Genomic DNA, 12,325 nt, shown 5'->3' on the forward strand with positions numbered 1-12,325 from the left:
GGAGCAACTGGATTCAGTAGAATTCAATTTGACAAAACTCATTCATTTGGCGTTTTAAAAAGCAACTATTCATTTGGGCCACTCAACGGATTTGGGGTTCTAGTGTTTATCTACAAAAAGAATGGAAAGTGGGTAATTGATGAAATAGTAACTACCACAATTTCGTAAAACAAACTGGCTACAACATCGGTTAAGCGCGAATAGCGGGCATTCCGATGAAAAGTGCTATTTTAGAGACCTAGTAAAAAACAACTAAGCCGACAAGAAAGCGTCCCTACTCCACGCTACTTTCCTTAACCAAGACCGTTAGGTGCAATTTTAAAAAAAATGACCGGAGAATTTAATCAACAAACAAAGAATATTTTAGCAAAGAGAGCTGGTGAAAAATGCACATTATGCAAAAAAAACACAAGTAGTGCTCATTCCAATTATGATGAATTTGTCAATTTAGGCGAAGCAGCTCATATTCATGGAAGGAAAAAAGGCAAAAATAATCGATTTGATGAAAAATTAACCGACAAACAAATCAAAGACATTAGAAATGGGATATGGTTATGTCCTCGATGTCACAAAGACATAGACAGTGATGAGATTAAATATACTGCTACTTTTTTAATAGAAATACGTGAAAAGCATGAAATCGCACTTGCGTCTGGAGCCTACAATGTTGTTCCAAGTAAAGTAGAAAAAGAGATAGTAAGATTAGAAAAATTATTATTGGAGAAAGAACGCTCAAGCGATTTGACTGAAAAACTTTTCGAAAAAGAAATATTAGAATACAAAAAGAGGTTATCAACGTTGCATGAATTGCTTGAAAAGGAAAATAGAAAATTCGAACAGTTAATTGATGAAGCCTATACCGTAATGAAGGATTCTTCATTTGAGAAATATACTCAAATAACACAATTATTTTATCAAAGAAAATTCGATGAAGCAGAAGCTCTTTTAGATGAAGATAAAATTATTGCGGAAGCTGAACAATTGAAAGTATCTCTTGAAAATAAGGCTAACTTAATATTAGTTAAAGCTAGGATTGCAGCAGCAAAGGGTGAAATTGAAGAATGTATTAGATTATTTGAAAAATCGCTAGATCTGCATTTGAGTTACCTAAACATAGTATCATTCATTCGCTACCTTATAGAGGAAAATCTTTTTGACAAAGCGAGAAAAGAACTTAATAAAGCATTTGCATTCTATAACGAAAACGAGAAACAAGCATTGCTTTTTACTACATCTGGTAATATTTATAAATATGAGCTAAAAATTGATAAAGCTATTATCGAATATAATAAGGCATTAAAACTTTATAAAAATTTAAACAAAAAAGAACATGAACAATCTGCGGTTCTTAATAATATTGGACTAGCTTATAACTCAAAAAGACAATATTCCTCAGCTATAATAAGCTATATTAATTCTATAAGAAAAGAAGAAAAAGAAAACTTCTTAGAACTAGCGAAAATCTACGTTAATATGGGTAGTCCTTTTATGTATAAAAAATATTATGAATGTGCTGTAGCGGTTTTTAATCATGCGATTAATTTATGTTCTAAAATTTTAAATAAAAACGATGCATCTAGAATGTGTTTAAAAATTGCACATAGTGGTTTAGCGCACTGTAGTTATATGAATGGAGAAACATTAAGAGCCATAGAACATTATAAAAATTCAGAAAAAGCCTTAGATGGTTTTGAAAATATTTATAGCAGAAAATTTCTTGTTCAAAAATCTGACTTATTTCATAATATGGCTGCAATGAATCACGAGCAAGGAAATGTGAAAGAGGCCATGAAATATTATAATTTGAATCTAATAATTGAAAATTCTTTTAAACACACTAGCCAAAAAGTAAAAGATAGAAATTTAGCAATTTCATATTTTAATTATGGAATGCTCATTCTTCAAGAAAAAATTGATGATCCAAAAGCATTATTTCTTATTAAGAAAGCTAAAAAATTGGTTATTGAAAATGATGGCTTTGACCTAAGTCCTGACACAATAGAACAAATGACAAATGTTCCTGTTTAAAAGAAAACTGCACCTAACATCGGTTAAGCGCAAATAGCGGGCAATCTGGTGAAAAGTACTATTTTAGACACCAAGTAAAAAACAACTAAGCCGACAAGAACGTGTCCCTAATCCACGCTACTTGCCTTAACCAAGACCGTTAGCCACTATATTTTTAATGAACTTTTCTACATCAACACACAAAATAATAAAAGAAAAACTTTCGACCACTGCATTAATTCTTTGGGTAGGAATCGTAATTTTTTCCTTAACATTTTTAGCTTACTTCATTGACTCAAATATTTCACCCACTAATCAACTAGAGGACGTACTATTTCCTTTTTATATGATTAGTTTTTTACCAATAACATTTTCATATTTTTATCAATTTATTGATTTTGAAAATATCGAAATTTTAAAAAAAGAATATTTAGAAATTAATGAAAATAATCTGATCCTTAATTTTAAAGATATAATTCGATATGAGGACATTACTGATATACAAATTGTAATAGATGCATATTATAATCAACGAATTAATATGGCTTATAGAACTCCAACTGAGCAAAAAAGTTTGGGAGTTAAAAATTATATAAAAATAGTTACCAGTACTCAAAGTTTAAATTTCCACTTTAAACTCGAAAATCAATTTCATCAAAATAGTTTAGAAGAGATTATTTTAAAAATTGTTACGGAGAATAAATTGAATAATATTGACTCTAAAAAATCTATAGGTTTAATTCCTAATAGATTTAAAAACACTGATATTTATAAGAGTTATGTTATTGCACAAATACGATCTAAAAGGATCAATTGCACAGAAGGTTTACTTTTACACGGATACGAAAGTGACAAAGTAGCAAAAGACTTGAGAAAAAAATACTGTGGCTAACATCGGTTAAGCGCAAATAGCGGGCATTCGAGTGAAAAGTGTTATTTTAGACACCAAGTAAAAAACAACTAAGCCGACAAGAACGTGTCCCTACTCCACGCTACTTGCCTTAACCAAGACCGTTGTGCGCAAGCATCAAAAAAAGATTGCCAAAAGATGAAATATAAATTCTTAATACTGCTCACTCTATTTTTTGGGATTAACAGCTTTGCTCAGAATAATAAATCTGACTTTTACGATTCATTTGTAGAAAATGAGAACTTTAACGTCCAGATGAAATTATCTGACAATAAACACATAATAAAGTATTCTCGTAAAATTGATTCTTTAAACTTCCACATAGAAGTAAATCCAAGTTTGAAGAAGATTTTTGACTCAGTATCTCATTTAAACAAAAATGAAAAAGTCTTTATGAGAATAAGCCGAATGGAAAATACTTTATATCAAATAGATCAAATGAATTTCTTGAATGCGGATGGAAGGAATATTTCTCTTCACAAGCATTCAGACCAACAGTTTAATATAGATTTGTCGGATTATAAAATAAAAGTGATAGACTGCAAGAATTGTAAAGAAGAAATTTCATTTCAAATTTATGAATCAGAAATTCCTAAAAATTGATAATCCTAGAAAATGCCAGCGCACAACAACGGTTATCACAAATAACGGGTTTTATCGAAAAAGTGTATTTTAGTATCCTAACAAGAAAACAACTAAGCCGACATGTTCGCGTCCCTACTCCCGCAACTTGTGTTAACCGAGACCGTTACCTGTAATGCGGCCAGACCAACATAAGTTTCCATATATAGAAACATTTAATTACCTTTGAATGTTCGTAATTGAAAATTATAGTGGATGAAAGAAAAATTTGAAGTTGTATTCCTAGAAAATGCAATTCAGTTTATTGAAAATTTAGACAGCAAATCCCGAAATAAGATTATCTACAATATTGACAAAGCTCGATTTGTAAATGACCCAAAGTTGTTTAAAAAATTAACAGATAACATTTGGGAGTTTAGAACAAAATATAGTGGACTTCAATACAGACTTTTTGCGTTCTGGGATAAATCAGATGATAAAGAAACTTTAGTTATTTCAACTCATGGAATGATTAAAAAAGTGGACAAAGTACCGAAAGGAGAAATTGAAAAAGCTGAAAAATTGAGGACTGAATATTTAAAGAATTCAAAAAAATAAGAAGATGGAAACAAAAGGAAAAAACAGAACAATGACTTTAGGTCAATTAAAAGATAAACACATTGGTGAAGTTGGAACTGATGATAGAGATAAATATGAATTTGACTTGAAACTAGATGTTTTAGGAGAGATGATAAAATCTGTCAGAAAAGATAGACATTTGACACAAGAGCAACTTGGCGAGTTGATTGGAGTTCAAAAATCTCAAATTTCAAAATTGGAGAGAAATGCTAAGAACGTAACTGTAGAAACCATTTTAAAGGTTTTCCGAGCATTAAAAGCAAACATCAAGTTCAGTATTGAAATGAACGATGGAGATTATAAGGTTGCTTAAAAAAAGCACTACAGGTAACATCGGTTAACAGCAAATAGCGGGCATTCTGGTGAAAAGTGTTATTTTAGAGACCAAGTAAAAAACAACAAAGCCGACAAAGATGCGTCCCTACTCCACGCTACTTGCGTTAACCAAGACCGTTGTAACTCATGGCTCAGAATGAAAAACGTGAAAAAATAACGGCAAATCTGACTAAAAAAAACACTCTTTCGCAACTGTTGCGCTGACTTTTTCAAGATTTTAGTTAGAACAAAAACCACTCAAACGTGAGTTTTATTAAGAAAGTTTAAAAGGATGAAAAATGTAAAAATCGGATGGTTCTAAATTTAGTTCGTGTTTTCTCACTCGAAAATAAAAATATAAAAAAGATAGATTCGGGTTGTTATTCTGACTTTTACTCAAGTGTGAAAAATGGATTAATCGAATGCCTTTAGATTTATAATGACGACTTTCACTCAGACGCGAAAAATGAAAAATAATAAAGAACCAAAAAATTAAAAATTGATTCTCACTCAAACGGGAAAACAAAATCAAAATTCGGAAAAGAACAAAATGACTTAAAAAGGGTGGCAACAAAACAACATATTCCGAGAATCGCCACGAGGTACAACATCGGTTAAGCGCAAATAGCGGGCTTAGTCGAAAAAGTGTATTTTAGATACCTAGTAAAAAACAACAAAGCCGACAAGTATGCGTCCCTACTCCCACTACTTGCCTTAACCAAGACCGTTGTGCGCAAGTTTTAACATTGTACTTTTGTTGAATGAAAAAAAAGCTTATAAAACGAATTTTAAAAACAGGTTTTATTATTGCAAGCATAACCTCTTTATTTTTCGTTCCGTGGATTTTAGTTTGGGCTTGGATATTGCCTCTCCCTGATTCTGTTCAAGAACAATTAAATGAGGGAATTGATCACGGATTTGATGGAATGATTGTTTATGTGGACGAAGCAGGAAAACCTCCTGCATTTTATGCTGCTGGCTGGCACGATCGGAAAAAGAAAATACCCGCCTACCCTGATGCTTTATTTAAGATTGCTAGCATAACTAAACTATATATAGCTGTAGCTACCACAAAATTAGTCAAAGAAGGACGATTGTCTTTGGATAAAACACTTGCTGACTATTTCCCAGAACTTTCTGGAAGAATTGAAAATTCAGACAAAATAACTTTGAGAATGATGTTGCAACATAAAAGTGGTATTCCCAATTTTGTTGACCATCCTGATTATTGGATAAAACCTCCAAAAAACAGACAAGAAACACTTAATTATGCACTCGATTTACCTGCCGACTTTAATCCAGGTGAAGATTATGGTTATTCAAATACAAATTATATGTTGATTGAGGATCTTCTTGATAAGACGTTGGGCTATCCTCATCAACAATATATAAAAGAGAAAATCTTAATTCCTCTTGGGCTTGAAAATACTTTTGGATCACTTAGTGAAGTGAATATCGACGATGTTATGAGTGGCTATTATGTGGGAGTTGATGAAGATTTTAAATTTGAAAATACAGGTTTAATGTTAGCAACTGCAGAGGATGTAGGTAAATTCCTTAGAGCATTAAACGATGGTTCAGTATTTAATGAAGGAGAACGGGAAATATATTCTTCAATATATGTCTACGAACATACAGGATTGCTTGTTGGATATCAAAGTATTGCTAAATACTTCAGAGATATTGATACAGTTGTTATTCAGTTTAATAACACAACGAACTTCGATGGTTATGATTGGAATTTAGCAGAGATCGTATATAATCGTGTTGTAAAAATTGTGAGAAAAAATAGAAGCTAATTAATTTAAAATCAATTAGAAATTCCACTTATGGAATTCATATCTAATTATAGATAATAACAAAAAACCAGCGCACAACATCGGTTACGAGCAAATAGCGGGCATTTTGGTGAAAAGTGCTATTTTAGACATCAACTAACAAACAACTAAGCCGACAAGAACACGTCCCTACTCCACGCCACTTGCCGTAACCAAGACCGTTAGCCTTCATTAATTCACACCATATTTCGCATGATGATATTTTTTAAAAAACTAAGAAAAAAATATTCTAATAAAAGATGGTTCGGAAAGTATATATTTTATGCTTTAGGAGAATTGATTTTAATTATTCTAGGAATAATGCTTGCTCTAAACTTTGACAATAATAATGATCGAAATCAAAATGAAGAACAATTTATTTATACGCTCAGTCAATTACAGAATGAATTAAAGGCTAATATAGAAATGACTAGAAAAGGAATTAGATATTATGAGGATCTTGATTCTAAATTCAGTTCTGTAATGTCTGACACATTAAAAGCTTCAGATTTGAGAACATGGGATGGATACTACTTAACCAATTTCATATTTAACTCCTTCACAAGTGAAGTCACAAATAACAATTATCAAAAACTGAATCAATATTCCGTAAATATAGATGAGAAATATAATCCTGTAATTGATAAATTAGATGAGCTCTATTTGATTGAAGAAAAGCGACTAATAACTTTAGATGACAGAATGAAAAAATTAACTGAGCTAAATGAAATTAGAATGGAAAATCAGGAACCCTGGTTTTATCATTATTTCTGGACAGATAAGATTAGTGATGAAGCAGCAGATTTTTTTATTAATGACTCTATTCACAAAAACAGAATTGCAGGATATTATAAATTATCAAGAGGTCATTTAAAAGCAATTAAACATTACAGAGTTAAAGCAATTGAATGTTATTCCGCTATTAATAAATTAATAGATCCTCAGAACAAAAACGAATTAATCTCTTTGGGATACTCTGTAAATAAACTAGTGTTAAACTCTTATGTTGGAAAATATAAATACGAGAAAAGCGATCAAGCCATAATCAGTATTAAAAATGACAAACTACATGTAAAGATTATGCAAGGCGGGAAAACTTTTAATAGCCAATTATATCCTTTGTCAATTAATGAGTTTTTTATTATTAATGAAAGTATGATTTTTAAATTTCAAGATTTTTTTAAGTTTAATTCTGATAGTTTAGTGTGGAAAATGTTTGGTGTTGATTATAAATTTATCAAAAGTGAATAACGAAAGGCTAACATCGGTTAAGCGCAAATAGCGGGCATTCTGGTGAAAAGTGATATTTTAGACATCAAATAACAAACAACTAAGCCGACAAGAACGCGTCCCTACTCCACGCTACTTGCCTTAACCAAGACCGTTGGCAATAATTTAATGTAGCATTTTTTTTAAAACCATATTTTAATTGAATTTAGTCATTATCTAACGCAACCATTTACTATTATCCAGGTCAATATAATATAACTAAACATAGTAAAATCATGAGATATCTATTATATTTTGTCTTAGCTTCTGTTTTAATAATGTCTTCATGTTCAAATAATTATGACACATTAGAAACTGAAGATTTATCAGCAGAGAACGACCCCATAATTGGAAAATGGAAATTAGTAGAGGCTTATATAAGTTCTGGTGGTCCACAATATTGGGTTAACATCGAAAATGGTGAAGAATTCACCTTTACAAGTAATGGATTATTTTCATCTAATAGATTCTCTGAGTGTACAAATGGAGATTTTTCAATTGAATCAAATGAATTAATTTTAAATTATAGTTGTAATGAATTTACAACTGGATTTGAAAATCCAGAAGGAGCTATAACTTATAAAATAACTTTTGAATCAAACTATATTCTTTTAACTCCAACTAGTGTAATTTGTTTTGAAGGATGTAGTTATAAATATGTGAGAAAATAGATATAGAATAAATAATAGTACAACGTAAAAATTTTGGATTTCTACTCACACATATTGTATTGACATAAGTCTTTAGCTATAATTAAAAAAGTAAATATAATGTTCTGACTAAATAAACTATTGCCAACATCGGTTACGAGCAAATAGCGGGCAGTCCGGTGAAAAGTGCTATTTTAGATACCAAGTAAAAACCAACTAAGCCGACAAGGACGCGTCCCTACTCCACGCTACTTGCCGTAACCAAGACCGTTGTAACTCATGGCTCAGAATGAAAAACGTGAAAAAATAACGGCAAATCTGACTGAAAAAACAACTCTTTCGCAACTGTTGCGCTGACTTTTTTAAGATTTTAGTTAAGAACAAAAACTACTCAAGCGTGAGTTTTATTGGGAAAGTTTAAAAGAATGAAAAGTGTGAAAATTGGATGATTTTAAAATCACTGCGCAGATTCTTACTCGAACTTATAAAAAGTGAAAATAGATGCATTCAGTTCGTTATTCTGACTTTTACTCAAGCATGAAAAATGGATAAATTGAATGCCCATAGATGTATAACTCTAACTTTAAATCTGTCGTGAAAAATGACAAAATAATTAAGAACCAAAAAATTAAAAAATGATTCTCACTCAAACGTAAAAAAATCATGATTCAGAAAAGAACAAAATGACTTAATAAGAGTGACAACAAAATAACATATTCCGAGAATCGCCACGAGGTACAACATCGGTTAAGCGCAAATAGCTGGCTTTTGAACAAAAAGTGATATTTTAGTCATCAATAAACAAACAACAAAGCCGACAAGAACTCGTCCCTACTCCACGCTACTTGCCTTAACCAAGACCGTTGTGTGCAAGCTTTCAACAAAATTTTGTTTATTAAACATCATTCTGACTAAATTTCCTGAAATATTTTAGATGTCATCAAATAAGAAAATAATATTTATCATTCTATTATTCACTTTAACTTCACAAGCTCAAAAAAACGATTTTGAGGCAGGTCTCTACAATATAGGTGGAGGAATTATCATTAGTAGTATCGGTTCAATTCTGAATAAAAAACCAAATGAAAAATTAGGTCCCACTCTAATTAAATCAATCAGTCAAGGTGCATTAGGGGGATTTTTGGTATTCCAAAGTAAAAATTTAATCAAAAAATTCTCAAAAACTGAGAACTACGGATATGTTTGGCCATCAAATATTCTGAATGCTGCAGGAACATCGTTTATTGAAAATGGAGCTGCTAATAGACCTTTCGGAAGTGAATGGCATATTAACTTAGGATTTAATAGACTTGAAATTACAACTAATAAAAAATTTAAACTGAAATATAGAATAATGCCCTTTTCATTAATTGGAACTTTAAGAAATGCCATCTCTAATAGGTTTGATTTTGAAAAAAGCATTAAAACTGGATTTTTAATATTTACGTCAAATGAAATCGAGCTAGATGATAATGGTAATGACATAACCTACGGACAAACTACAGGGAGTAATTCAATTTTAATTCTAAACAATAAGTTTGGAAAAATTGCTCTACCACATGAAATTATTCACGTCTACCAATATGAACAATTTTCAGGGATTAATATGTACTTAAATAAAGCTAAGAATAAATATTCTGAAAAGAATAAATTATTACATCTATATAATAAAATCTTTTATACTGATTTTAACTACATAACTTTTGGAGGTTTATACTATATCGGAAACCCTGATCAGAAAAATCAAATAAAAAACAATTTTTTTGAAAGAGAAGCTGAATACTATAATACTAATACGCTATAAAAGCCGGCACACAACATCGGTTAAGCGCAAATAGCGGGCATTCTGGTGAAAAGTGCTATTTTAGACACTAAGTATAAACCAACAAAGCCGACAAGAACGTGTCCCTACTCCACGCTACTTGCCTTAACCAAGACCGTTATGCAGCAGTTAAAAAATCCGAACAAAGAATCTTATTTCAAGACAAATTTGTAAATTTGAATTATGGATGTAAATATTCAAAATAAAAAAATAGAATTAATTCAGTGGTTATCAACTCTGAATGATATGTCAATTATTGAAAAAATAATTAAACTTCGAGAGAGAGAGAAATCTGATTGGTGGAATGAAATATCTGTCTCTGAGAAAAAGTCTTTAGAAAAAGGAATTAAAGATGCTGATGCTGGAAATTTGAATTCTCACTCTGATGTAAAGAAGATTTATGAAAAGTGGTTATAAAATATTGTGGACGGACCACGCTATTTCAGAATTAAAAAACACACTTGAATATTTAGAGGAAAATTGGACAGAAAGAGAACTGTCAAACTTTTCAAAGGAACTAGATCATACAATTGAATTAATCTCAAAAAATCCTGAACTTTTCCAAGTTTCAAAAAAGAAAAAGGAAGTAAGAAGAGCAGTTGTCGCACGATATAATAATCTTTATTATCGGACTAAAAATGACACTGTTGAAATACTATCTCTTTTTTCCAATCGACAAGATCCCAATAAAATTAAGATCTAAAAACCGCAGCATAACATCGGTTAAGCGCAAATAGCGGGCATTCCAGTAAAAAGATATATTTTAGACACCAAGTAACAAACAACAAAGCCGACAAGAAGCCGTCCCTACTCCACGCTACTTGCCTTAACCAAGACCGTTGTAGCTAATTTTGAAGAAACCGAAATCTAATATTTAGATGTAATTAATAAAGAAAAAAATGAAAAATCTTATATTCCTTGTTTGTTCAATATTACTATTTATTGGATGTTCTAAAGAAGAAACAACAGATCAAATTGCATATGAAATAATTGATGAAAGTACTTTAAGCTATGACGAAGAAAATAAAATTCCGAAACAGTTTTTAGTAATTGAAAATGAAAATGATTGGAACGATTTTATTCCAGAAATTGAAAGAGTAAATCCAAATCAAGCAGAAAAACTGAAAAATTTAAATTTTGATTTTACCAGTAATGATTTGATAATCGTAATTGGAGAATTTTTTAATTACTGCTGTAGTAAAATAAAGATCAACAAAGTTTATAAAAAAGATGGAAAAACTATGGTTGATTTTGAGGAAAGCGGACCAGGAATGGCAACAGCACTCAGTCAAGCATATTTGATTTTAGAAGTTCAAAAAAACTTTTAAAACAAATTTTCGTTTACAAAACTTGCTACAACATCGGTTAAGCGCAAATAGCGGGCATTCGAACAGAAAGTGATATTTTAGACACCAAGTAAAAACCAACTAAGCCGACAAGGACGCGTCCCTACTCCAGCTACTTGCCTTAACCAAGACCGTTGGCATTAATACAATCTGAACTCAAAATTAAATTTTGAAATCTAACAAAAAGTAATAACTTTGTATTTACAAAATTCAGAATTATGGAAACTTCGATTATACAAATAGGAAATTCAAAAGGCTTGCGTTTGAGCAAAACGATCCTTGAAAAATATCATATTAAAGACAAAGTTGAGCTTATTCTTGAAAAAGGTCAAATTATACTTAGACCAATTGAATCTCCAAGAAAAAACTGGGAAGATAAATTCAAAAAAATGGCTGAAAGCGGAGACGATCAACTATTGATGAATGACGTATTTGAGGACGAAAACTTCGATGAATGGATTTAAAACAATATTCTGTAGTTCTCGTAAATCTTGATCCGACAATCGGTAGTGAAATCAAAAAAACTCGTCCTTGCGTGATAGTTTCACCGAATGAGCTGAACAAATATTTAAAAACGATCGTAGTCGTTCCAATGACTTCAAATCTCAATAAATATCCGACCAGAGTTTCTGTTAAATCGAATGGTCAAAAAGGAATGATGGCGATTGACCAAATCCGGACAATTGACAAATCACGAATTATAAAAACCTTTGATAAATTGACAAGTTCTGAGATAAGAAAACTAAAAGACGTATTCAGAGAAACATTCGTTGACTAATGAGGTACTAATGCCAACATCGGTTAAGCGCAAATAGCGGGCAATTAGGTGAAAAGTGCTATTTTAGAGACCAAGTAAAAAACAACAAAGCCGACAAGTTTGCGACCCTACTCCCACTACTTGCCTTAACCAAGACCGTTACCTACTATAGCTCCACCTCAAAAACGAAGAATATTTCAAAGAAAATAATTCCAGCTGACTCTCACTCGAA

General features: G+C 31.2%; 14 protein-coding genes. All 14 read left to right on the plus strand.

The genetic code is table 11. The features are described from left to right. Positions 1-327: 327 nt before the first annotated feature. The 14 genes from BC962_RS16055 (at position 328) to BC962_RS16120 (ending at position 12,114) form a co-directional block, all read left to right on the plus strand. The gene (locus BC962_RS16055) at positions 328-2,028 is read left to right on the plus strand and encodes an HNH endonuclease (protein ID WP_121347099.1); all 1,701 of its coding nucleotides are present in this window, start codon (positions 328-330) and stop codon (positions 2,026-2,028) included. 157 nt (positions 2,029-2,185) lie between these two features. Beyond that, a complete protein-coding gene (locus BC962_RS16060; RefSeq protein ID WP_121347101.1) occupies positions 2,186-2,899 on the plus strand; it encodes a hypothetical protein in 714 nt (237 codons plus the stop codon). Between the two features lie 156 nt (positions 2,900-3,055). Then, positions 3,056-3,520 (plus strand): hypothetical protein, encoded by a 465-nt coding sequence (locus BC962_RS16065; protein WP_121347103.1) that lies wholly within the window; start codon positions 3,056-3,058, stop codon positions 3,518-3,520. 234 nt (positions 3,521-3,754) lie between these two features. Further along, complete coding sequence (locus BC962_RS16070) at positions 3,755-4,096, plus strand: type II toxin-antitoxin system RelE/ParE family toxin (RefSeq protein WP_121347105.1); 342 nt, start codon at positions 3,755-3,757, stop codon at positions 4,094-4,096. 4 nt (positions 4,097-4,100) lie between these two features. Continuing rightward, positions 4,101-4,430 (plus strand): helix-turn-helix domain-containing protein, encoded by a 330-nt coding sequence (locus tag BC962_RS16075; RefSeq protein WP_121347107.1) that lies wholly within the window; start codon positions 4,101-4,103, stop codon positions 4,428-4,430. A gap of 763 nt (positions 4,431-5,193) precedes the next feature. Continuing rightward, complete coding sequence (locus BC962_RS16080) at positions 5,194-6,231, plus strand: serine hydrolase domain-containing protein (RefSeq protein WP_121347108.1); 1,038 nt, start codon at positions 5,194-5,196, stop codon at positions 6,229-6,231. Between the two features lie 234 nt (positions 6,232-6,465). Next, on the plus strand, positions 6,466-7,500 hold the full coding sequence (locus tag BC962_RS16085) for a hypothetical protein (protein ID WP_121347110.1): 1,035 nt from the start codon (positions 6,466-6,468) through the stop codon (positions 7,498-7,500). 254 nt (positions 7,501-7,754) lie between these two features. Then, positions 7,755-8,189: a hypothetical protein gene (locus tag BC962_RS16090; RefSeq protein ID WP_147405674.1), complete on the plus strand. Its 435-nt coding sequence runs from the start codon at positions 7,755-7,757 to the stop codon at positions 8,187-8,189. A 913-nt stretch (positions 8,190-9,102) separates the two neighbouring features. Next, a complete protein-coding gene (locus tag BC962_RS16095) occupies positions 9,103-9,972 on the plus strand; it encodes a hypothetical protein (protein ID WP_121347114.1) in 870 nt (289 codons plus the stop codon). Positions 9,973-10,173: 201 nt separating this feature from the next. After that, a complete protein-coding gene (locus tag BC962_RS16100; protein WP_121346841.1) occupies positions 10,174-10,407 on the plus strand; it encodes a hypothetical protein in 234 nt (77 codons plus the stop codon). Continuing rightward, positions 10,391-10,693 (plus strand): type II toxin-antitoxin system RelE/ParE family toxin, encoded by a 303-nt coding sequence (locus BC962_RS16105; RefSeq protein WP_121347116.1) that lies wholly within the window; start codon positions 10,391-10,393, stop codon positions 10,691-10,693. Before BC962_RS16100 ends, BC962_RS16105 begins: the two co-directional genes overlap by 17 nt. A 196-nt stretch (positions 10,694-10,889) precedes the next feature. Beyond that, positions 10,890-11,318 (plus strand): hypothetical protein, encoded by a 429-nt coding sequence (locus BC962_RS16110; RefSeq protein ID WP_121347118.1) that lies wholly within the window; start codon positions 10,890-10,892, stop codon positions 11,316-11,318. 236 nt (positions 11,319-11,554) lie between these two features. After that, positions 11,555-11,800 carry an AbrB/MazE/SpoVT family DNA-binding domain-containing protein gene (locus tag BC962_RS16115; RefSeq protein WP_121347120.1) on the plus strand — a complete coding sequence of 82 codons (246 nt, stop codon included), beginning with the start codon at positions 11,555-11,557 and terminating at the stop codon, positions 11,798-11,800. Further along, positions 11,791-12,114, plus strand: a complete 324-nt coding sequence (locus BC962_RS16120; RefSeq protein WP_121347121.1) for a type II toxin-antitoxin system PemK/MazF family toxin — start codon at positions 11,791-11,793, stop codon at positions 12,112-12,114. Before BC962_RS16115 ends, BC962_RS16120 begins: the two co-directional genes overlap by 10 nt. Positions 12,115-12,325 lie beyond the last annotated feature (211 nt).

It is taken from the genome of Gillisia mitskevichiae (assembly GCF_003634585.1).
Lineage (GTDB): Bacteria > Bacteroidota > Bacteroidia > Flavobacteriales > Flavobacteriaceae > Gillisia > Gillisia mitskevichiae.